The organism is Bdellovibrio sp. HCB290, assembly GCF_047305925.1.
Lineage (GTDB): Bacteria > Bdellovibrionota > Bdellovibrionia > Bdellovibrionales > Bdellovibrionaceae > Bdellovibrio.
The window spans coordinates 879,193-900,862 of sequence record NZ_CP178620.1 but is presented as its reverse complement, the minus strand read 5'-3'; the positions used below and the strand labels follow the sequence as shown (position 1 = coordinate 900,862).

Sequence of the window (21,670 nt, the reverse complement as noted above, 5' to 3'; positions counted from 1 at the left end):
ACACGAAGGCAAGAAGGTAATATATGAAACACCTGATTACACTTATCTCTATCGTGGGCTTCGCAACTGTTGCTCACGCAAATATCAGCCGCTACACGATTTCTCAGAATTCTCCAGCATCTGAAACTGACGGTGCTGTTGTTGTCGATTCAAACAAAATGAACGGCATCTACATCTCCAAGAGCTTTTACGGCGCCGACACCAATGGTTTCAGCCACCTGCCAAAAGCAAGCCTGGTAACTCCACTGAATCTTAACTACGTTAAATTCGGCGGCAACCTGCACTCGGTTTACAACTGGGATTTGAACATGTACCTGGAGTCCATCACTGGCATCCAGCGTGTTTATTCCCCACTTGCTGCCCGTTTGGAGTTCGTGCAAAAAAGCTACAAAGCAACTCCGATGTTTCAGGTGAACATGATGGGCTCCCAGCCTGCTTACGATTCCAACGGACACATCAAAATGCTAAACACAGCTGATGAAGTTCACGCTGCGAACGCCATCCGCTATTTGAATGGTCAAAAAGGCCTGGGTGTAAAACACATCCTTATGGGCAACGAACCTTGGGATTCCCAGGACGTGCACGGTGTGGCTATTCCTTCTGCTGACGAATACATCGCAAAGTACATCAAGTACGCGATCGCTCTTCGTGATGCTCAGGAATCCATCAGCGGTGACGCGAATGATTTGAAACTATGGGGTCCGGAAACAGCACAAGGCTGGGCAAACTGGCAAACCACTCACCCTGCAGATTGCACGGTGAACTACCAGCTTCCAGGCCACTATGCTTGTGCATACGGCAATGGTCAGTTCAATGAATTCATTCCGTACTTCCTGAACCGTTTGGCAGCGGCCGAGCAAGACCGCACAATCAATCCTAAAGGCTACAAGCTTTTGGATTATTTGACTTGGCACTACTACCCACTTTTCAGAAATCAGTTTGCTGATTCTGAAAGCGTGATCAAAGACAACACTGGCAAACAGAATGTTGCTGGTATGCTTGAGTCCGTGAACCTTTGGACAAACTGGGATTACATCAATCAGTTTGACTCTGCTTCTCCGAAAGGCATTTCTCCACGCATCGTTCAGAAATTCCAGGGTTGGAGAGACAGCTACTATCCAAATGCAAAAATCGCTGTGACTGAGTTCGGTGTCGATTCCACTGAAAACGTGGAATACCACCCGATCGTTCGTCCTCTTTACCTTGCTGACCTTGTGGCTCGCGTGGGTGAAGCTGGTTTGAACACGTTCGTGAACTCCTTCCTGCAAGGTGCTCGCGGTGGTGATGCCTGGGGCATGATCAATGGCGAAAAACAAACTCGCCTGTATCATGTGTTCTCGTTGTTCTCGAACAACTACCTGGGTCAGGTGGTTTCATCCACTGACACTTACGGCGACAAAGTGAACGTTTACTCTGTTAAAACCAACAACGGGACAAACGTGATCCTGGTTAACAAAGACACAGTGGCGCACAAGCCGGCATTGAGCCACCAAGGCTTAAACGGTTCTACGAAACTGACTTCTTTGGTTCTTCCAGCATGGTCTGTCACTGTTGTGACTTTGCCGGATCATCGCGGCGACGTACTGGTTCAACAGTACGGCGCGAAAGAAATGGGTATTCCAGTTACTCAGTAGTCTTACTTAGGGGCGAGCAGATCTCTGACGAACTCGCCCATCCCACCTGGGGCTGGCTTCAATGTCCAATCTTGATTGAACATACGCGGGCCCCAAATGTTATCAAAGCTCCACACTGTCCAGCTGACATTACGTTTGGCCATCCAGTCCGAGAACCCTTGGCCGAAGGTGATATCTCCACCCTCCGTACCACCGCTTTCAAAGCCCCATTCAGTTACGAATAAAGGATACTTATCAGCCACGGCACCATAGCGTGATTCCCACATGGTCGCATTTTGATTTGAATAAACGTGGGCCACATACACAACGTTACCACCCGCAATTGGTTCATTCACAGCACCCGAGATGTGCGATGACCAGTAAGGTCCCCCCACCAGCACCAGATTGTTTGGCGCATAAGTGCGGATCAATGTCGTGATCGGTTGAGCAATCGTGTTTTTCCACGTTGTCCAGTTGTCAGGATAAATCGGCTCGTTGAAAACTTCGTACAACACATACGGATTATTTGCGAACTTCGGTGCCATGAACTTCCAGAACGCTTCCACTTTGCTGTAAAGCGCATCGTAGTTGCTGACATAGTGAAGATCGATGATCACGTAAATGCCTTTGGCGGTAAGCTCATCCACCAGGGGCTTGATATGGTTCTTGAAGTAAGTTTCGCCGCCGTTAGTTGTGCTGAAGAAACCTTCGTTTGGATAGGCAGGGTCACCTGGCAAAATCGGCAAACGAATGACTTTCGCGTGGAACTGATCGGTCGCCGCGCTAGCAATGCTGCGTGCTGTGACTCCCGGGCGCTCCCAAGTCTTGGTATTCAAATGTTCAGGATCTGCGATGTTAACACCTTTAAGAATAACCTGCTGACCAGCACTGGTTACGATCTTATTCCCAGACACCTTTAACCAGCCCACGGCAGGCGTAGGAGACGGCGTTGGGCTTGGGGAAGGTGAAGGGCTAGGTGATGGTGTCGGCGTTGGAGACGGCGCTGGAGTCGCAGCCAGCCCCTTACCTGTCAGAGAAACTGAGACCTCTTCCCACGTCCACCCTGCAGCCAGGAAATAACCCACGATAAGTTTTGAATTTAAAGTCGTGGCAAACTTTGGAGCAAACTTCGCAATCACAGTACAGGTTTTGCCGGCCTTAACTATAAAGCCCGTATTCGAGTTATAAGCACAGGTGCCACCACTCACAGCAAAATCAGTCGAACCAGTGAACCAATAACTATCCAAACGCACATTGGCCTTACTGGTATTTTTAAGAGTCAGTGTCGTTATTTTTGATTGGCCAACAGTCACATTACCCAATGAAAGAGTTCCTGTTAAAGATGTCGCGGCAGAATATGCCGGTGTTGCACTAAAGCCCCCCAGAAGTAATGTAATTAGGGGTACGATTGAACGGATCATGGAAGCCCTCCGATGGATACCAAGACCAAATCGGAGAGGCAGAGAATTAATTAAGCGGAAATGGTGGAACGTACAAAAGTTAGATAGTTTCCCAAAGAATATCCCTAGGCTTCCCTGTCCATTTGTCCTGCATCTTTTCGAATGTAAAAAAGATCCTAAACTTTATATTGTATGGTGTACTAACTTTAGACACTCTCCAACAGCACTGCTGAATAAACACAACTGATTATAGACAATTAGATCTTCACGATTTCAAAACAGCAACTTTGATAAATATTTCCATGTAATTCCCATTCGTGTTCACTGAGAGAATTTGCTGGACACTCGTGTATACAAAAAAATATATTGGCCGCACTTATCGGGGGCGTACTTGAGAATTCTAGTCACAGGAGCAGCAGGTTACATCGGCTCGCACGCGACTAACGCATTGTTGGACGCGGGCTTCGATGTTGTCGGATTCGACAATCTCAGCACCGGTTTCCGTGCCGCTGTTCCAGCAAAAGTAAAATTCATCGAAGGCGACATCCGCAACACTGATCGCCTGACTAAAGCACTCGTTGAAAACAACGTGGCTGCAGTCCTTCATTTTGCAGCGAAACTTAAAGTTCCTGAATCCATCTCCAAACCGCTGGACTACTACGACAACAATATCTCGGGCACGATCTCTTTGATTCAGGCCTGCAAGAACGCCAATGTCGATAAGATCATCTTCTCTTCTACAGCAGCCGTATATGGCTCTGGCAATGGTCACACTGGAATGGTTACAGAAGACGCTGTCATCTGCCCGATCAATCCCTACGGCTCGTCCAAACATGTTGCTGAAATGATTTTGCGTGATTCTGAGACAGCTCACGGAATCAAGTCTGTGATTCTAAGATACTTCAACGTTGCTGGAGCTGCCTTAAATGGCAAAAACGGTCAGCGTACCGCCGATGCCAGTCATTTGATTAAAGTGGCCTGCGAAGCGGCTACAGGGAAACGTCAGCAAGTCGCTGTATTCGGCACAGACTACCCGACTGTTGATGGCTCTGGAGTTCGTGATTACATTCACGTGGAAGATTTGGTCGATGCCCATATTCTAGCTCTTCAGTACCTTCTTAAGGGCGGCACGTCTCAGGTTTTGAATTGTGGTTATGGAACCGGTTATTCCGTATTACAGGTTCTGGATACGGTTCAGAAAGTCAGCGGGAATAATTTTGCAATCACGTCCCATGCTCGTCGACATGGTGATGCGGCTCATCTGGTGGCGGATTCAACAAAATTGCGCAATCTGTTGGGCTGGACTCCAAAAAGAAACAATCTGGATTTGATCTGCAAGACTTCTTTGGATTGGGAAAAGAAACAGACCCTTGCTACTACGATTGCTCCCCGCAAGTGGAGATTTGAAAAGGGATTCTTCCTTCCCCCGAAACCCCAACCTTCGGGTCTTTAGCTAGCTTTGCTTTGCTTCGATCGAATAAACAGACGAAGCGGAGTGAGTTCTTTTTCAGCGATTCCCACGAAGTGTCCGTGAATTTTCCAGGCATTTTCAATTGGATTTAAATCCTCGCAGGAATCAATTCTGATCGCTACGGGCTCAATTCCAATCTCGTTGAAAATCGTACTTTTAACTCGCAGAATTTTACCCAAAGGCATCGGTACGGACGAATGCAAGGTGAATCCCAGTTCTGAAACCGCGACGATCTCGTTTTTGATTTCCCACTCGGCCTTCACTGCAACCGCTGCTTCACTGAATGCGGAGGTTTGATTTACATTGCTGGCAACGATAGTGCGAACTTTAGCTAATAGCATGTCGGGATCAATGGGTTTGATGATGTAGTCATTAACCCCGGATTCAAGGCCTTTTTCCACGTCGCTTTTTTCACGCTTACCGGTCAAAAGAATTACCGGCAGTTTACCTAAGTGCGGTTGTTTGCGGATCGTGCGAGTTAGCGCATAACCGTCACTGCCCCCGGGCATGATGGCATCGGTGATCACAAGATCAAATTTTTCCTGCGTCAGATGATGAACAGCATCGATGGCATTTGTCGCCTGAACGACGGAATGACCATCTGAAGTCAACAGGGCTTCAAGTGTCATGAGAATACTTTTTTGATCATCCACGATAAGTATATTGGCCATAGTTACCTTCCTTAGGCTGCCCCTTTTTCGCCGATGTAGTTCTTAAGATCCTGCAGACTTCTGGAAAATTCAGCCTCGATCTGCATCACCCACTTATTAATGTGCTCTGGTTTTGTTTCGTCTTCAAGTTTTTGACAAAGATCTGCCAAAATTTTTGCTCCAAGAGTGGCCGCAGTTGACTTCAAAGCATGAGCTGCGGAGCTGAAGTCAGGACCACGCATTGACAAAATCAAATCCGGCGTGGATGCTTCAAACTCCTGAACCAGAGCTTGCAGCAATCCACCATCTTTGGTTGCGTACTTCTGCAGCTTTTGCAAAGCAACCATATCAATCACCTGTGGAGCACCGGCCTTCAGATACCTTTGCAGTGTTTCGACCATTCTTGGAAGCTCAATAGGTTTAGATAAGTAGTCATCCATCCCCGCATTCATATAAGGTGCTTTGTCTGCAACTGTGCCCTCTGCCGTCAATGCGACAATAGGAATTCGGCGCATGGAATTGCGGCTTTGCTCTTCCTCGCGAATGCGCTTGGTCGCATCAAATCCATTTAGAACAGGCATCTGACAATCCATAAAGATCAAATCATAGTTCCCGGTGCGGGCCATCTCGACAGCGATGCGACCATTCTGGGCAATGTCGACCTGCAGTCCAAACTTCTGTAAATAGTTTTGCGCCACACGCTGATTGATAACCTGATCTTCTGCCACCAGAACTCGTCCCTTGAACAGGGATTCGAACTGATTTTCGGTGGAAACAACTGGAACTTCATCAGCGGAACTCACCGGAAGTTGTAAACTGAACCAGAAAGTCGAGCCAATGCCATATGCGCTTTCTACACCCATTTGACCATTCATCAAATCCACCAACTGCTTGCAGATGGATAAGCCCAATCCCGTACCACCGAATTTTTTCCCGGCTGTCGCCTGGAAGTACTTTTGGAACAGAGCTTTGCACTCGTCATCACGCATGCCCAGTCCCGTATCGCGGACCTGGAATTTTAGGAATGAAGGACCTGTCGCAGAATCCAGAACAGAGACTTCCAATCCCACAGTTCCGGCTGTGGTAAATTTGACGGCATTCCCCATCAGATTCACCAGAACCTGACGAATACGACCCTGGTCGCCGACATAATATAGATTACTTCTTTGGGAAATGCTTAACTCGAGCTCCACATTCTTTTCGCTTAAAGCCGGTCGGAACATTTCGACCACATCATGCACCAGGAAGTTCAGATCAAAGGGCTGTGGATCCAGTGTAATTTTGCCGGCTTCGATTTTTGAATAATCCAAAATATCATTAATCAACATCAACAACGACTCGGCAGAGCGTTTGATCGTACCGACGTATTCCTTCTGCTCTTTCTCCAAGGGAGTGTCCGCCAAAAGAGTACTCATCCCGATCACACCATTCATTGGTGTGCGAATTTCGTGACTCATGGCTGCCAGGAAATCTGATTTTTTAAGTGAGGCTTCAACCGCTGCTTCACGGGCCTTTGCCCACTCCTGCTCGACTTGTTTGCGACGACTGATATCACGAAATACCACCAGGGCTCCGGCGATTCCTCCGTCAATATCTTTGATGGCACGGCTGCTTAGGGAAATAAAAGTTCCATCAGGATGCGTGGAGTTCTGAACAAAGATCTCAAGGTCGTCGACTTCCACGCCATAAAGGGCACGATGCAAAGGCAATTCCTTTGCGGAGTACAGTTTGCGTTTATCGTCGTAGAAGCCAAGCTCTGTGGCGCCGGTTTCTGTACCGACCTCCTTCACCTTGGTGCCGACGATGCGTTGAGCGGCAGCATTGTACTGCGTGAAGTGACCCTGGTTATTTACCACGATCATACCCTCACTCATACTGCCAAGAATCGTATCCAGCAACAGGGAACGACGCTGCAGGTTTTCCGCGATCTCACGTTGGGCCTTCAGATCCTTGTGCTGCCAATAACGGCTTAACAAAATCACCAAGCCGAACAGCGCCAGAATTCCGAACATCAATTCACTTCTTAAGAAGCTATAACTGCCGATCTGCACGAAGTCCTGCTGCGCCTTACGATGCGCCTGAAGCATTTCCAGAATTTTTCGTTGATTGAAGTCTTCGATATTCGAAGGTTTGCGTTCAGTGTGATTTTGCTTGATTTCAAGAGTGGCCGTTTCAAACTGCTTATGCAGATTCTGATTCAGTTCATAGACCTGCATTTGCAAGTCATAACGGCCCTGCACGGACTTGTACAAGCTGCCCAGCTCACCATTGATTCTGGTGACTTGATTGTTGAACACTGCAAGCTTTTCCGGAGTGCTGTCCTTGAAGTAGTCTTTCTTGGCGCGGTCCACGTCGTGCAAAATGCCCGACATGTTCTGCAATGAATTCACCGAGGCCTCAGGAAGCAGTGCCTTTTGCAAAGAATGATGCTCCTGAAACATGGAGGAGCCCACGGCGACCAGCACCAGCAGACACAGCTCCACGCCAAATCGGGAGATCAGAGTTTTGAACAAAGACACGGAATTCATACATTTCTCATCGGTGTTTCAATTCGAGAAGTGAAGTGTCTCAGGGGGAACTGGACCCCGCATTTTCGATCTGGAGTCTCATGAACGGAACAGTTGTTTAAAAGATCTGCAGTTTTTTTGAGACGGCGTCTTGTGACTGGACCCAAGGCCGCCTATCCTAGACTTACTACTAATGAGGTACGTATATGGAAAACAAAAGGCACTTTCGCCGCTGCCAACACTGCGGCACTGTTCACAGCAAACACGACCAGTCACTTTTTGTCTGCGAATGCGGCAACGAGCTTGCTCCGTTGTACTACAGCCAATTGGTGACCATCATTCAAGAGGAAGCGGTTTACTTCACGGACATTCTAAAAGGAAGCTCTGTGATGCAGGAAAAACCTCTGATTGGATTGACTGTGGATTGGGACGCAAATTTGGAAGTCTCTCACATCCAGCATGATGTCTAATTGATGTGTCGTTAATCAAATAAGGCATTTTCCCATCCTGTAATATAATGAGGGCGTAAGCATTTTACCCACGAGGTTTATATGACTACTCCCGATGCAAACCCCTCATTTTCTGGGCTTCACCTAGGTGAAGCCACAAATAATCACATGGATGAAAGCAACATCCTTAGTGACAAAGACCAGACATCCAAAGTCGATGTTAAAAACCTAAAAAAAGCGATGAAGAACACCGACCGTTCGTTTGAATCGTTGGAGGATCTGCCATCTGATTTTATTCGCGGTGAGCTGGATGTCGTCGACCAGATGAACCTGGCTGCCGACGCGCTGGATTCCTCTTTACGGGGAATACCGGACCGCGGCTCCGAAGACAGTCCTCGCGGAGAACTGGGATCCTCGTTTCAAAACACCCCGGGTGGGATCGAGGAAGTCAGTGCAAAAACAGATGAATATCTGGCCTCTCATGGCTTAAAGAAAAAGTCCCGTAGCTAAGATCGCCTGAATGGCGTGTTGCAGAATCCACCGGGGTTGGTAGCCTTTCGCCTTGACCCGTTGAGCAAGGATTTCTACTATCCAACCATTCAGGAGACCGATATGAAGCAAAAACCAGCATTTATGAACTTTGCTGTGGACCACATGACAATGTTGTTCCATCCAAAATTGTACAAACTTTCTTACGTTGTTTTCCGTAATATTTTCGGAACAACTCCTGACGACCTTTTGTATGAAAAAAAGCGTAAAGGTCAAAATGGCGCAAAAGATGTTTCGATGACTTACGCAACTCGCGTGGGCACTTGGGAACCAAAAGCTGGTGATCCATTGAACACTATCTTCGCGTTGGTTCAACCTTCTGAGCCTAAGGATCAACCATCACACGTTCGTCAAATGCTGGATGGCCATGAAAACACGGCCCACCTTCAGCACGTGGCTTTGCGCACTCCGGATTTGATCGCTTTCCACAAACACATGGTAGAGCGCGGCGTTCAATTCGTAACTCCAATCTTGAAAGATGATCACGAAAACCTGATCCAGGTTTTCTCGGGTGAGTGGTACTTGCCTGGTGCAAAACCATCAGGCTTCTTCTTTGAATTCCTACAACGCGATCCTTCCGATGACGAGTTGGCGACAATCCAAAAAGCCAACAAGCAAAGCTGGTTCCGTGACGAAACGTTCTTGGGTCTTTATGACGAAAAAGAGCGCGAGTACCAATCTGGCAACGTTCTTTCCTTCCTTCCAAAAGAAACAATGGAAGCGCTTTGGAAGTATCTTGATAACAAAGAAGTTTACGAGATCACTGAAGCTGACTTGGAAGCATGCGATAAAATCATGATCGACATGGCTGCTAAAGCTCAGAAGAAATAGTTTTTTAATTAAAATTCAGAATGAAAAATCCCGCCCTCAAAGCGGGATTTTTTTTTATACTAAAGCGATGTTGGGCAGGTTCCCTGCTTACAGATTCGAAGCTTCCCCAAGAAGTTAACCTGGCTGGCATTTTCACCACGCCCCAGACTTCTCCCTGATAGTTCTTTGAATTTAAATTCGAAGACGCAGAAACGCGGAACTTGTGTGGACGTAGAGTTTAAAACCAGCGCTCTTTGCACGAAGTTGACTGAACCAGGACGTGATCCAGGTCCATTTCCAAAGATCGCGAAGCTTCCATTGTCATCATTTTCCACTATCCCCTGATTAGGACTCAGTTCGTTTTTCTTGCGTGGGCCTGATTGATTGCCCCGATAGCGATAGTCACAATGATAGTCGAAATAAACTTTATCCAACGCCTGACTGTAATTCGATCCCGCCAATGAGATGTCGACCAGGTACTTTGCTTCCGTCAAGTCTTTCGTAGTAGTGCCTTGCTTTACCAAAACTTCCTGGGGGCCCAAGTAACAAAAACGCACCGAATACTCGGCCCCCAGGTTTTCACTGCCTAATGAAATTTCCAATTTTTGAAGCTTATTGTTGAATGCATACTGGGATCCAATCAGGGAATTCCAATCATTCAGTCCCACGATACTTTGATATCGTCCATTTTGATCCCAACCCATGATCTGATCGCCAAAATTCACTTTGGAGCGACAGACACAAGGTCCGTCTTTTGGGCCGGACTGTTGAGGATTGCAGACTGTTCCATCCTCGAGGTTCAAACACTCTTGTTCATTTTGCAGAGTCGCATGCCTTAGGCTTGCGTTACACAAAAACAACTCCTCACCCGTTGTACCATCCACGGCGGTTTGTATCTGAACTTCTGCCCGAGAGAGTATGGCAACCAGAATAGTGCAAAAAAATAAAATCGCTTTCATCCCTATTCTCCACAACGAAGTTTAGCAAACTCGGATTTTTGCATTGGATAGTTATTAAATACCGGGGAAATCTTCTGCATTCGCACATCTTCAATACCCACGTATTCGCCCTCGTATTGAGGACGACGAACCGTGAATTCCATAATCAGGCGCTGGTGAAATTTTCTTTTTCCAAGTTTCACACATTTCCCACCATCGCAAACAGATTCATAATATGGTGGCCACACCGTCGAACTGATAATGCCTTCCAGACCTTTGATGGTTTCAGCAAGGTCAACAGATTGATTGTTCTGATTCAGAGCTGCCGTACCAGTGAATTCAGGAATGGCGCCTAAAGTTTGCAAGGTTGAAATTGCGGGAATATTGTCGATGCCAACCGTCGCGCCAGTCACATCGTACATACGCAACATCATCTGTCTTAGGCCACTTAAAAAAATCGCATAGTCATCTGTCGGATCCTGGAATGTCGCCACCATTCTGTAGCGCCCCCCGTTTTCAACCACGGCGTCATCTACGCGGTAGTTGATTCCCCTTACAAAGCCCTGCCAGTTCGGCGGCACCAATCCACCGTCCCACCATTCCTCAATCAGTTTTGGAGTTTTACCATTGCTGATCTTGAACAACTCCACTTGTCCTACAAAAGGCTGTGTATAGTTCGATGTGCTGGTGCATGTAGCTCCATTGCATTTTTCAGGAACAAGGTTTGACACCAAAAATGACAGATCAAACTCCGTTTTTGTTTCGAAATCAGTTTTAACTTTCAAAGCACCCCAGTCGGCGTTGATATTGTAGTGGGTGATGAATCGCGGAACTCCGGTGCCAAAATCCTCTGACAAATTCAGGAGTTTCGCACTCGGTGTGATATTCACGTGTATAGGCCGGCTTCCGATATTTTCAACATCGGTGCTATAACCGGAATCGTCTCCGGCAGTAAGAATATTGATATTGCCGTAAATGTCCTGCGCCTGGATGCCCATGGACTGTAAATAGTCAGGATCCAGACAGCGGTTTTTCAAAACGGGCTGAACTGCAAATTGATTTTGCCCCCGGATTTTCAAAAAGCACATGTCTCCCCGCAGGATCAACGCGCCGTCGGGCTGTCTTTCAATCTGGCAGTATTCCTGATCTTCTTTTGCTATTATCGGTGCGCCGCCGATGTCGATTACGCGCATGTCGAAGCAATTACGTAGAAACCTGAATTGTCGGCTAAAGTTCGCCTTAGACTGTTGGGATGCGTATGAAGAAAAAGATCTGGAATTATGAATGGAACAACGTTCCGGCTCATAATTGTCAAAAATATAAGTGTCTTTTACTTCTGTTGAATGAGTCCATTGAGTCGCGCCCAGGGAAATCATCAGATAACGTCCGGTATCCTCCTGGCATTTGTATACACGAGAGGCCGAGACCAGTTGTTGCCCCAAATAGTCCCCCCAAGAGCGAGTCTCGGGGGAAATATTAATTTCAATACGGTCGTCGTTGTCCACTACGCAACCAGCATTTGCATACTGCGCAGCCAGAGACAACAAAACCCCCAGAAGAAGAGACCAGCGTCCGCCGCCGCCTTCTGTATGTGCCTTCATAAGATTACTCGACATATTATACTCTCCTTCTGAGGTTCAATTTAACTAGTGACCTTTATGACCATGGTCGCAGTTTGTGCAGTTGCCCATGGAAGCCATTTCGACTTTCGTGTGCGTGCAGATATTTGCGCCATGTTTTTGCCATTTTCTGTGCTTCGCTTTGTTTTTATCCAAACCGTTTGTTTCAGAGTAAACGTAGCGGATTTTGCAGAATTTCGCTGCTGCATGATTGCCCAAATCAACATTCTTGTTGTCGATCAGTTGAGTGAAGCTGCCTTTAGCGTCTTCCCAATCAGATTTGTCAGAGTAATTGAATTTACCCTGGTTCAAGTACTGCAAGAATGAAGTGTTGTACTGAGCCACTTCAGACGAATTGATTTGCGTGTCGTAATCATTGCAGTTGCCGTGTTCGCAAGTTTTATTTTGCGTTGTGCAGATGACGTAAGCTTTCATTTCGAGGTCAGCCAATTTGCTGTAGCCTTCACCTGATGGAGCGTAACCGAAATCAGTGACAGCTGTTTCAGCAAGGATGTTCCAACCAGTGTTGATTGTGCCGTAATCAATTTGAGATCCACGATAGCAGATATCAACGAAGTACTTCGCTGTGTATAGCTCAGACCCCAGATTGAAAGACAATGATTGCAAAACGTTTTTATACGCATCTACTTCGCCAGGGAAAACATGTGCAAAGTACGGGCTTTGGCCAGAGATCACGTCCTTATGTGGATCAGCGCCCTGACCCCACGGAACGTAAGTCGCGTGAATGTAGTTTCCGTTTTCACGACCTGCTTCAGTTGTACATTCGCAAACATTTTTTCTTGGTGGACCTGGTGGAGTATGTGGCGGAGGATTATGGCCACCACCATTAAATAGATTTGCAAAATGTGGTTCTGGCAAATTTGGACCATCTTTGCCATTGCCATTGCCTTTACAATCCACGCCGACGCAATCTGGATCGCAGGCTTCGTGCGTATCAGACGTATAGCAGATTGCCTTATCGCCTCTATATGGATTTTCAGTTAATAGTCCCGCATTACACGGATAAATGCTTGGTCCCGAGCTGTTCACTCGGAACGTATAGGTAACCTGAATGGCGTTCGCTTGCATCGCCATGAAGGATACGGCAGTCGTTGCCAATACCTTAACAAAACGTTTCATGTTGTTTCTCCTTCCCATTCAAGGGCTGTTAATTAAACTGATGCTTTCAGTTTAAATTGAAATAAATCTGTGTTTTTAAAAGACGGAATCCCATACCCGGTGTGCGCAATGAGACATCAAACGCCGCCGTCTTTCCTGCATTATCCCGACAAAGCACGTAATTCAGCTTTTGCGGCTGATGAACTTCATCCAGAGAAACTGCAAGCAAAGCTGTATTTGCATTCGCTCCGCAGAACTGAGTCAACTCATTCAAGAATGCTTCACCACCCACGGGCGTGTAGTAGTTAAAGATACTGTTCAGATCCAAAAGAACGTAGCGTTCGCCGGATAGAAATCCAATTAAAGGCTGCATATCTGAAACCTTTTGTTGAATGGAGAAAACCCGGGAAAGTTCCGTAAACAACTGACGCAAAAGTGGCGAAGTGGTTCCGGCACAGTTCCGGCAATACGGCTCGATTCGCTGACAACTTCCCGCTTCTCCACAGATTTGCTGACAGTACGAACCTGTCGAAGCATCACAGGAAATCTTAGTAGCCTTAACATACTGACCACTCAGCTTTTGGATGTAACCGCTTTCAACTGTGAACGCCCGTGCATTTGAAATACCCAATAAAATCATTGTCACAAAAAGAATGTGCTTCATTAGTGTCCCCAGAAGTTCTGCCCAAGGGCATCGCGGCATTCTTTTGTACGACCGTACATCCCGCCAAATCTGTCATAGGTTGAAAACTTTTTGCCATCATCAGTGCAGTTGAATTTCAGACGGACATCGCCTTTGCACAGTGAGGATCTGATCAAAACGGATTTGGTAATTGTAGATGTCGTGGGCGCAGCGCTATCCCAGTCCAACTCCTCGACTTTTTTTCCGGTTGTACGTTCAAAGAAGTCCGCGGCTTTTGCGGCACAAATGTTCTGATAGCACCCAACACCCGCTCCCAGCTGCTCGACACAGTACTCAGGGATAAAACCGTGCTTCTGATAGGTTTCTGCGACTCGCTTTAGATTCACCTCGCTGGCTATCGGAATGTTCACTTTGTCTTTTTTCGCCTGAACAAAGCGATGAATGGATCTAAAGAAGTAAATGCCCAGCTTGATGGGATTTACGGGCAGCCATCCGCCGGAGGTCATTGCCGCACTGGAAGTCACGCCAACAAAGTTGATGGAGCAACCACCGCAATAGGATCTTGAATGAGGCTGCGAATTGTTAACGTTGCCATTTGTTTCACCGATGGCCGTGCCGTCGGAATTTGATTTGCAATAATTCATGGTGATGCCGTTGAAGGCATAGAAGTTAAAAGCCTTGGCACTGTTCGGAGCAATTGAAACAGCACAGGGAGCCCCCACCAAGGGACCGAAGTCCGCCAGTATCGAATACTGCATTTTTGATTTTTGCAGAACTGGATCAAACTTGACCGATCCATTGTCGATCAGCTGCTTTAAACTAGTGACTTTGGGTGCTGCGAAATCCACATCAACGTACATGGGCAGTGCATTCCAGCCAAATAAAGCGGTGCTGGTCAAATCCGCAAAAAGACGCTTGTTTGCCCGGCGGGTCTGATACCAGGGATCGTATATCTTGCAGGCCTTTAGCTCCGCATAAGGATTGAAAATATCGGGAGAAGACACGGTCGACGACACTGGCAAAAACGCATCGGCATACTTGGAAACCGCATACAGATCCACCATGGCCTTGGTCATCTTACGGGCACAATCAATTCCGGATGAACAGATGACATTGCCACCTTCGGGCGCTTTGGATTTATCCCAAAGTAGCAAAGGGGCTCCAAAAGAAAGTGCGGGCTTTTCCGTCCCCACTGCCTCGGCCATGGGAATGCTTAATAGTTCCTTGGCCCACGGATTGAAGCCATTGCGGTTGACCTGATAGCCCTCGACATTCCAAATATTCTTGCGTTCCAGGGAATCACAAAATCCCACGATCTGGGTTCCCGATGAATCAAAGTAGGCCGAAAGCTGATCCAGGGATTTAGGTGAAGACTCGAAGGCCTTCTGCATAACAGAAAGATTTTTAATTTTATCAATACCGGATTTCATGAAATCAAGACGCTGATCTGCTGCCAGACGGGTTTCGGTACAAAGATAGTAAAGTTCATCGCGATGAGACGGACTGTAGGTTCCGGTCAAAGCCAAAGGTTTAACGAATTCAGCAAGCTCTGATGCTGTCATCGCAGCTGACATCACATTCATGAATTGAATCGCACTTTGCAGACGGCTTTTCATGGAGCCACGATTTTGAACGTAGTTCTTGCGGAAGTTTTCCACCCAATCGGCAGCTTCCTGATATCCCCGCGTCCCCAGGAAATCATCATTCACGGAACGTGCGCCGTTATTCACAGCCCCTTTTTCCGGGCCTTCCGGATTTTCCTTAAAGGAATCCGCTGGATTCGCTCCGGGTTTGGCAAGCTCCCGAATGCTGTTCAAAGAAAGAGTTTCCGCATCACAGGACGGCTTTTCCACACTTTTACAGCCGTTCGGCACCATCATCACGGATTCCTCCAGAGCGATGGATTTGAATAGTTCTCCCATGTGAGGACTGACTTGCGCTGGAATACTCGAATATCTCCAGGCAAACGAAAGGTAAATTTTAACGCTGTTCCAAAAATCGAAACCGTATTGATCAAATTCACCGGCGTCATCCAACTGCAGGTTCATTTGAACGATGGCATTGCGCGAATCCAGGGATGCTTCCCGGTCTTCGCAGTCCGTGATGTTTTTGTCCTGATTCAGATAAGACTGGGCCATATCCTGAAGAGAGGCCACGTCCAGTGCAGAAGTATGCAAGTGCCCCTGAAGTCCGGAAAACTTTTTCAGGTAATAGCATCCCACACGCTCACGGGGTTTTGCTTTAACAAAGTTGGCAGCGGTGAAGTTATCAATTTTACTCCACGCTGTACCCGCCCCTTGGGAGTTCTCCCAAATTTTTGCGAGATACGTGTTCAATTCCGGGCAGTAGGTTTTCTTGTCACATTTTTCGGCGAGGCCATTATAAACGGAAAGCTTTGATGTTTTTAAATTCAAGGGCAAAAGCGGCAGTGTCCCCGTCAGAATTCGGTTCGCGACTGTTTTCGTCAAGCGGGAGACCGCAATTCTGAAATCCTGCATTCCCTGGGCACTCATCGCTGTGACATCAGCCCCCACATTTTTCGCCAAGGAATACGTCAGCTTTCCGGCATTGTATCCATCCAAAACCAGAAAAACTGAATCCGTCGGCATGTCGGAATCCAGCGCACACTGGGCCCTGTTGGTGATTCTTAGATTGTTGAACGGAATATCCGATGCCGAATTCATCGACTGAGCTTTCGCCCCGATGGAGTTCACCAGCACCAACGTCATCACCAAATGTTTACAGAGTTCCAGAGTGCGCATAAAGGCTCCTAATTAACGACACCGCCCATGCCACAAGCACTGACCTTGTTAAGCATGGTTGTGTAAAACAGAATGACCGTTTGATCTGCCGGAGAGAAATTACGCTTCACCGAACCATCGGAATTCACCATGTTGTAAAGGTAGGTATTTACGAAGCGATAGACCGCCGGAGTGACCAGAAGGTTGGAGCGGCATTTGAAGTTGCGATAAGTGACAGTGACGCTGGCGAATCCATTGTCGCCTCTGTTGCTGTTATTTCCACCGATGTAGATTGTGTCTCCACCATTGCCGTTACTGTTTGAGTCCCCGTATCCCACTTGAAATTGCACTGTCCAACCGGAGCCCTGATTGTCCTGCCCGACGACCTTGCACAAATTTCCTGAACAGGCGATAGACATTTCGTTTTCAATTTTGCTTTGAATATCCGATTCACTGTAACCGGGTCTTGCCGGTGGATCGAACTCACCAGCTCCCTCATCAAATTCATTTGCCTGTGAAGACACGCCAATCAATAGCGCGGCCAATACGACCAGTACGCGTTTTACGTCCATATAAATTTTCTCCGTTACTTGAGCATCCCCGCGTCATTCAGATAACGTACATTTCGACTTCAGGGATGCTGATTTGTGTTGGAGTCAATTCGTACTCCTGAGCGTTTTCAGTTCATATGAATTTTTTTGTAATGATCATTGATGGAATGTTCTCGATGTTCCCTGAATCAGGACACGAGAACACCTTGATTTGCGACTTTTCACTCTCAAAAACCAAACGGATGTATATAAGAATTTGATTAGATCTTCTAAGAAATTAAAAAAAAGAAATGCTTTTACGCATTGAGCGAATTACTGAACTGTTAATCTTGATTTTCGTCTGAATCAAATTTGAAATCCAAAAAATCTAAAAACGAAGCGCGTTCCTCGCGAGGAAACGGTGGACTCACACGATACAAAATCTTTTGTTGACGACGAACAACGTAATTTGAAGGGCGATCAATACGGAAGCGGCGTGGATTCGGCAGTACGGCCGCAATCAAACTTGATTGAGAAGACGACAAGTTCTTTGCGCTCTTTTTAAAGTATTTTTGTGAAGCCGCTTCGACACCGTAAACCCCGGGCCCCATCTCGATCACGTTCAGATAAACTTCCATGATACGTTCTTTGGGCCACGTGAATTCAATCAACACAGTAAAATAAGCTTCCAGACCTTTGCGAACCCAGTCACGATTGGGCCACAAAAAAACATTCTTGGCAGTTTGCTGGGAAATGGTACTCGCACCTTTGATGCGCTTGTGAGTCTTGTTGTACTTCAACGCTTTTTCAATCGCGACAAAGTCAAAACCACTGTGTTCAAAGAAACGATAGTCTTCCGCTTTTAAAACCGCTTTTTGAATGGATGGAGAAATCTCGTCTAAAGAAACCCAGTCATGGTTGATACCGATAAACTTATCTGAAAAAATCGACTGTGCAGAACGAATCAACATGAGTGGTGTGACATAGACAGGAATGAAACGATAAATAAGAACAATTCCAATGCTGCTGACAAAGAAGAGCAATGCTGCTTTGAAAATAAAATTTCTAAGTCTTGGCAAGAATGTCTTCAAACGCTCAAACTCTTTTAATTCAAGGTCCCCTTTCGAGGCCCCTGGTGTTAGTATGATCTTCCAGATACATGGTCACATTTGGTAATTTTACCACTGAAAGAACACTTTTTAGCAAGTCCAATAGCGATTTATGATTGGCATGCGTTTTTGCCAAGTCTATTGTCTGTTTTTGAAAAAAAAGGGACGGTAATCCCGAGGTAGAAATGAATCAAACTCGACTCTTTAGCCCGATAAAAATTCGTTCTTTGGAACTTAAAAATCGCATTGCGGTCTCGCCTATGTGCATGTACTCGGCTGATAATGGTGTGCCCAATGCCTGGCACCAGGTTCACCTGGGCAGCCGGGCCGTAGGGGGCGCAGGACTGATTATAGTGGAGGCGACAGGGGTCCGCCCCGAGGGACGTATCTCTTTGGGGTGTCTGGGCCTTTGGAACGAAGAGCAGATGAATGCCTTCAAACCAATCGTTCAATTTATGAAAGACCATGGAAGTGTGGCGGGAATACAACTAGCCCATGCCGGGCGCAAAGCTTCTACGCAGGTTGCCTGGAAAGGAGGCAAACCCCTTGCTTCCAATGAGGGAGCCTGGCTTCCGGTAGGACCCAGTGCCCTCCCCTTTGATAATGGCTGGCCGACTCCCCATGAACTGACTCCTAAGGAAATCCAGGGCCTGGTCGCCGACTTCGTTTCCTCGGCCCAACTTGCACAAAACGCAGGCTTTCAACTACTGGAACTGCACATGGCCCATGGTTACCTGATGCACGAGTTTCTATCACCACACTCTAACAAAAGAACTGACGAATACGGCGGCTGCTTGGCCAACCGCATGCGCTTTCCTTTGGAAGTTGCGGCGGCAGTTCGAAATGCCTGGCCGAAGGAGCTTCCGATATTTGCCAGAATTTCTGCAACCGACTGGCTGGAAAATGGAGGCTGGGATCTTGAACAAAGTATTGAATTTGCCAAGGAGCTCAAAAAAATCGGCATTGATCTGATCGATTGCTCCACCGGCGGAAACGTAGCTCATGCTAAGATTCCGGTGGGTCCCGGATACCAAGTTCCTTTTGCCGAAGTGATCCGTAATGAAGCTGCAATCCCCACGGGGGCCGTTGGCAAAATCACGTCCCCCGAGCAAGCTGAAGAAATCTTGCAATCCGGGAAAGCTGATTTGATTTTAATGGCCCGCGAGCTGCTAAGAAACCCCTATTGGCCGTTACACGCTGCCAAAAAACTAGGCGTCGATGTGACATGGCCGCTTCAGTACGGTAGGGTGAATACATGACTAAATCATCACACCACTCCAATGCCATGCAAGTTCGCCAAGCTCTTTGGGCTTTGCAAAAAGAAGTTTTAAATTCTTTGAAAGAACAATTCGACACCGAAGTTGGTTACGAATCCCAACCGAACGAGTGGTTCAATGTGTTGATCACAGCAGAGCGCTATAAATGGCTGCGTGAATTGACATCATTGATGGCCGACATTGATATCATGACGGAACTTGAATTGATTTCTGAACAACATGGCGAAACAGCTCGTGCTGAAATTGAACGTTTGTTGTTTGAAGAGGAACCAGCACCTGACAGCTTTACCAAACAATATCGTGGCTTGTTGTTATCTGGCGCGAGCTTGATGCCTTTGCATTCGCAATTGCGTGCAGCCCTGCAGAGTTTGCCTAAGTCTGACAAAAAATCAGAACACCATCAGTCACACAGAAAAGCCTGGCACGAAGAGCACCGTAACCAGGCTCGTAAGAAACGCAACTAAGGAAACGCGTCTACGGCTGACAGCCAAAAGACATGTGCCCATCACTCTGCCTTATCGTTACTCTTTAGATAAGGGCCTAGGATGGGCCTTTTTTTTATTCCCGTCCTGGATTCTTAGGGGTTTGTCGTCAACTGGGAGTAAAGCCTGGCATTCCGTCGACACGCCTTCCTGGCTCAGCCGTGGCTCGCCCGTCGGGCGAGTTCGCGCCATCGTGGCGCCCACGGAGGTCGACTGCATGCCAGGCTTTACTCCCAGCTGCCGCCAAATTTCTTCGATTTCATTGTGAGGAATAAAAAAAGAGGTAGACCCTATGGTTGTGCGTGGCTCAGTGTTTTTTTACGCTGAGCTGGGACTTGGGTTTAGTGCTTTTTGCCCATGTATTTGGGATTTAGGAGATTTTCGTTCGAGAAAATTTCGTCTAGTTGGGCTTGGGTTACTACTCCGCGTTCCAACGCCACTTCCGCCACACTTTTGCCGGTTTGGGCGCAGATTTTTCCGATTAGATCGCCTTCGGCGTGGCCGATGATTGGGTCAAGGTAGGTTACGATGCCGATGGAGTTCATTACGTAGTCGCGGCAGCGTTCTGGGTTGGCGGTGATGCCGTCGACGCATTTGTTTTTTAGGGTGTAGCAGGCTTGAGTCATCAGGTTGATTGATTCAAACAAGCTGGATGCGATTACTGGCTCCATTACGTTTAATTGTAGCTGTCCTGCTTCTGCTGCCAGAGTCACTGTCAAATCGTTGCCGATAACTTTGAAGGCTACTTGGTTTACTACTTCTGGAATCACTGGATTTACTTTTGCTGGCATGATTGACGAGCCGGCTTGTAGTTCTGGAAGATTGATTTCTTTTAGACCTGCTCTTGGGCCTGAGCTTAGCAAACGCAAGTCGTTGCAGATTTTTGAAAGCTTCACAGCTGTGCGTTTTAGCGCTGCAGAAATGATCACGTAAGCACCGCAATCACTAGTCGCTTCGATCAGGTCTTCAGAAATCACAAAGGGATAGCCAGTCACGTCTGCCAACTTTTTGACTGCCAAAGCCGAATAACCTTCCGGTGCATTGACACCTGTACCGATTGCAGTGGCACCCAGGTTCACTTCCAGAATAAGTTTTTGAACTGTTTTAAGCAGACGGCTGTCTTCTTTTAGCAAAGTTGCGAAGGCATTGAACTCTTGACCCAAAGACATTGGAACCGCGTCTTGCAGTTGAGTGCGACCCATTTTCAAGACTTTGGAAAACTCTTTGCCTTTTTTCTCGAAAGACTGTGCCAAAACATCGACAGCTTTGACGGCCACACTTATGTGCTCGTACAAAGCCACGCGGAATGCTGTTGGGTAAGCGTCGTTAGTGGATTGGCATTTGTTGACGTGATCATTCGGATGAATAACTTTGTAGTCACCCTTCTTCAAACCGCGAAGCTCCAGCGCGATGTTCGCGATGACCTCGTTGGCATTCATGTTCACTGAAGTGCCCGCGCCGCCCTGAAAAATGTCTGAAGGAAATTGCGCGCCCCATTTGCGTGGGTCTTTTAGAATCACATCACAGGCTTCAACGATGGTTTTAGAAACATCTTTGGGGATCGTGCCAAGTTCACCATTGGCCATGGCCGTGGCTTTTTTTACCAGTGCTAAAGCACGAACAAACAATTCGTCCTGGCCGATTTTGATACCAGAAATTTCAAAGTTCTCCATCGCGCGCAAAGTGTGGATGCCGTAATACGCATCCGCCGGAACTTGTTTGTCGCCTAATAGATCGTTTTCAATTCTGAACTGACTCATTAA

The 21,670-nt window shown here is 47.1% G+C and carries 18 protein-coding genes; 7 read left to right on the top strand and 11 right to left on the bottom strand.

Annotated features, from left to right (window positions below):
- Positions 1 to 23: 23 nt before the first annotated feature.
- Positions 24 to 1,634 (top strand): glycoside hydrolase family 44 protein, encoded by a 1,611-nt coding sequence (locus ACLVWU_RS04480; RefSeq protein ID WP_413577658.1) that lies wholly within the window; start codon positions 24 to 26, stop codon positions 1,632 to 1,634.
- A gap of 2 nt (positions 1,635 to 1,636) precedes the next feature.
- On the opposite strand, the gene ACLVWU_RS04475 is transcribed toward ACLVWU_RS04480, so the two are convergent.
- Positions 1,637 to 3,034, bottom strand: coding sequence for a cellulase family glycosylhydrolase (locus tag ACLVWU_RS04475; RefSeq protein WP_413577657.1), 1,398 nt, complete (start codon positions 3,032 to 3,034; stop codon positions 1,637 to 1,639).
- 370 nt (positions 3,035 to 3,404) lie between these two features.
- Between ACLVWU_RS04475 and galE the strand changes: the two genes are divergently transcribed.
- A complete protein-coding gene (gene galE / locus ACLVWU_RS04470; protein ID WP_413577656.1) occupies positions 3,405 to 4,466 on the top strand; it encodes a UDP-glucose 4-epimerase GalE in 1,062 nt (353 codons plus the stop codon).
- On the opposite strand, the gene ACLVWU_RS04465 is transcribed toward galE, so the two are convergent.
- Both ACLVWU_RS04465 and ACLVWU_RS04460 read right to left on the bottom strand, forming a co-directional pair.
- The gene (locus ACLVWU_RS04465; protein WP_413577655.1) at positions 4,463 to 5,155 is read right to left on the bottom strand and encodes a response regulator; all 693 of its coding nucleotides are present in this window, start codon (positions 5,153 to 5,155) and stop codon (positions 4,463 to 4,465) included. The two genes, galE and ACLVWU_RS04465, sit on opposite strands and share 4 nt — an antisense overlap.
- A gap of 11 nt (positions 5,156 to 5,166) precedes the next feature.
- A complete protein-coding gene (locus tag ACLVWU_RS04460; protein ID WP_413577654.1) occupies positions 5,167 to 7,662 on the bottom strand; it encodes a response regulator in 2,496 nt (831 codons plus the stop codon).
- A 185-nt stretch (positions 7,663 to 7,847) separates the two neighbouring features.
- Here ACLVWU_RS04460 and ACLVWU_RS04455 point away from each other — a divergent pair, with 185 nt between their 5' ends.
- The 3 genes from ACLVWU_RS04455 to ACLVWU_RS04445 all read left to right on the top strand — a co-directional run bounded on the left by ACLVWU_RS04455 (position 7,848) and on the right by ACLVWU_RS04445 (position 9,470).
- The gene (locus ACLVWU_RS04455; protein WP_413577653.1) at positions 7,848 to 8,111 is read left to right on the top strand and encodes a hypothetical protein; all 264 of its coding nucleotides are present in this window, start codon (positions 7,848 to 7,850) and stop codon (positions 8,109 to 8,111) included.
- 81 nt (positions 8,112 to 8,192) lie between these two features.
- Positions 8,193 to 8,600 carry a hypothetical protein gene (locus tag ACLVWU_RS04450; protein ID WP_413577652.1) on the top strand — a complete coding sequence of 136 codons (408 nt, stop codon included), beginning with the start codon at positions 8,193 to 8,195 and terminating at the stop codon, positions 8,598 to 8,600.
- Between the two features lie 102 nt (positions 8,601 to 8,702).
- Positions 8,703 to 9,470 carry a hypothetical protein gene (locus tag ACLVWU_RS04445; protein WP_413577651.1) on the top strand — a complete coding sequence of 256 codons (768 nt, stop codon included), beginning with the start codon at positions 8,703 to 8,705 and terminating at the stop codon, positions 9,468 to 9,470.
- Between the two features lie 59 nt (positions 9,471 to 9,529).
- Here the strand turns inward: ACLVWU_RS04445 and ACLVWU_RS04440 are convergent, their stop codons facing one another.
- From ACLVWU_RS04440 to mtgA, 7 genes are all read right to left on the bottom strand, one after another.
- The gene (locus ACLVWU_RS04440) at positions 9,530 to 10,408 is read right to left on the bottom strand and encodes a hypothetical protein (RefSeq protein ID WP_413577649.1); all 879 of its coding nucleotides are present in this window, start codon (positions 10,406 to 10,408) and stop codon (positions 9,530 to 9,532) included.
- A gap of 2 nt (positions 10,409 to 10,410) precedes the next feature.
- On the bottom strand, positions 10,411 to 12,003 hold the full coding sequence (locus ACLVWU_RS04435; RefSeq protein WP_413577648.1) for a hypothetical protein: 1,593 nt from the start codon (positions 12,001 to 12,003) through the stop codon (positions 10,411 to 10,413).
- A gap of 30 nt (positions 12,004 to 12,033) precedes the next feature.
- On the bottom strand, positions 12,034 to 13,146 hold the full coding sequence (locus ACLVWU_RS04430; RefSeq protein ID WP_413577647.1) for a hypothetical protein: 1,113 nt from the start codon (positions 13,144 to 13,146) through the stop codon (positions 12,034 to 12,036).
- A 46-nt stretch (positions 13,147 to 13,192) separates the two neighbouring features.
- Entirely contained in the window at positions 13,193 to 13,789 is a 597-nt protein-coding gene (locus tag ACLVWU_RS04425; protein ID WP_413577646.1) for a hypothetical protein, read from the bottom strand.
- Positions 13,789 to 16,530 carry a hypothetical protein gene (locus tag ACLVWU_RS04420; RefSeq protein WP_413577645.1) on the bottom strand — a complete coding sequence of 914 codons (2,742 nt, stop codon included), beginning with the start codon at positions 16,528 to 16,530 and terminating at the stop codon, positions 13,789 to 13,791. The genes ACLVWU_RS04425 and ACLVWU_RS04420 overlap by 1 nt, the downstream gene beginning before the upstream one ends.
- 8 nt (positions 16,531 to 16,538) lie before the next feature.
- On the bottom strand, positions 16,539 to 17,081 hold the full coding sequence (locus ACLVWU_RS04415; protein WP_413577643.1) for a protease: 543 nt from the start codon (positions 17,079 to 17,081) through the stop codon (positions 16,539 to 16,541).
- Between the two features lie 302 nt (positions 17,082 to 17,383).
- Positions 17,384 to 18,130, bottom strand: a complete 747-nt coding sequence (mtgA, locus tag ACLVWU_RS04410) for a monofunctional biosynthetic peptidoglycan transglycosylase (protein WP_413577642.1) — start codon at positions 18,128 to 18,130, stop codon at positions 17,384 to 17,386.
- A gap of 203 nt (positions 18,131 to 18,333) precedes the next feature.
- Here mtgA and ACLVWU_RS04405 point away from each other — a divergent pair, with 203 nt between their 5' ends.
- Positions 18,334 to 19,407, top strand: coding sequence for an NADH:flavin oxidoreductase/NADH oxidase (locus ACLVWU_RS04405; protein WP_413577640.1), 1,074 nt, complete (start codon positions 18,334 to 18,336; stop codon positions 19,405 to 19,407).
- Entirely contained in the window at positions 19,404 to 19,889 is a 486-nt protein-coding gene (locus ACLVWU_RS04400) for a hypothetical protein (RefSeq protein ID WP_413577639.1), read from the top strand. The genes ACLVWU_RS04405 and ACLVWU_RS04400 overlap by 4 nt, the downstream gene beginning before the upstream one ends.
- Positions 19,890 to 20,248: 359 nt before the next feature.
- Here the strand turns inward: ACLVWU_RS04400 and aspA are convergent, their stop codons facing one another.
- Positions 20,249 to 21,667 carry an aspartate ammonia-lyase gene (gene aspA / locus ACLVWU_RS04395; RefSeq protein ID WP_413577638.1) on the bottom strand — a complete coding sequence of 473 codons (1,419 nt, stop codon included), beginning with the start codon at positions 21,665 to 21,667 and terminating at the stop codon, positions 20,249 to 20,251.
- Positions 21,668 to 21,670: the final 3 nt, after the last annotated feature.

Coding starts and splice junctions, on each gene's coding strand:
- ACLVWU_RS04480 (WP_413577658.1), top strand. CDS start 24: ATGAAACACCTGATTACACTTATCTCTATCGTGGGCTTCGCAACTGTT.
- ACLVWU_RS04475 (WP_413577657.1), bottom strand. CDS start 3,034: ATGATCCGTTCAATCGTACCCCTAATTACATTACTTCTGGGGGGCTTT.
- ACLVWU_RS04465 (WP_413577655.1), bottom strand. CDS start 5,155: ATGGCCAATATACTTATCGTGGATGATCAAAAAAGTATTCTCATGACA.
- ACLVWU_RS04460 (WP_413577654.1), bottom strand. CDS start 7,662: ATGAATTCCGTGTCTTTGTTCAAAACTCTGATCTCCCGATTTGGCGTG.
- ACLVWU_RS04455 (WP_413577653.1), top strand. CDS start 7,848: ATGGAAAACAAAAGGCACTTTCGCCGCTGCCAACACTGCGGCACTGTT.
- ACLVWU_RS04450 (WP_413577652.1), top strand. CDS start 8,193: ATGACTACTCCCGATGCAAACCCCTCATTTTCTGGGCTTCACCTAGGT.
- ACLVWU_RS04445 (WP_413577651.1), top strand. CDS start 8,703: ATGAAGCAAAAACCAGCATTTATGAACTTTGCTGTGGACCACATGACA.
- ACLVWU_RS04440 (WP_413577649.1), bottom strand. CDS start 10,408: ATGAAAGCGATTTTATTTTTTTGCACTATTCTGGTTGCCATACTCTCT.
- ACLVWU_RS04435 (WP_413577648.1), bottom strand. CDS start 12,003: ATGTCGAGTAATCTTATGAAGGCACATACAGAAGGCGGCGGCGGACGC.
- ACLVWU_RS04430 (WP_413577647.1), bottom strand. CDS start 13,146: ATGAAACGTTTTGTTAAGGTATTGGCAACGACTGCCGTATCCTTCATG.
- ACLVWU_RS04425 (WP_413577646.1), bottom strand. CDS start 13,789: ATGAAGCACATTCTTTTTGTGACAATGATTTTATTGGGTATTTCAAAT.
- ACLVWU_RS04420 (WP_413577645.1), bottom strand. CDS start 16,530: ATGCGCACTCTGGAACTCTGTAAACATTTGGTGATGACGTTGGTGCTG.
- ACLVWU_RS04415 (WP_413577643.1), bottom strand. CDS start 17,081: ATGGACGTAAAACGCGTACTGGTCGTATTGGCCGCGCTATTGATTGGC.
- ACLVWU_RS04405 (WP_413577640.1), top strand. CDS start 18,334: ATGAATCAAACTCGACTCTTTAGCCCGATAAAAATTCGTTCTTTGGAA.
- ACLVWU_RS04400 (WP_413577639.1), top strand. CDS start 19,404: ATGACTAAATCATCACACCACTCCAATGCCATGCAAGTTCGCCAAGCT.
- aspA (WP_413577638.1), bottom strand. CDS start 21,667: ATGAGTCAGTTCAGAATTGAAAACGATCTATTAGGCGACAAACAAGTT.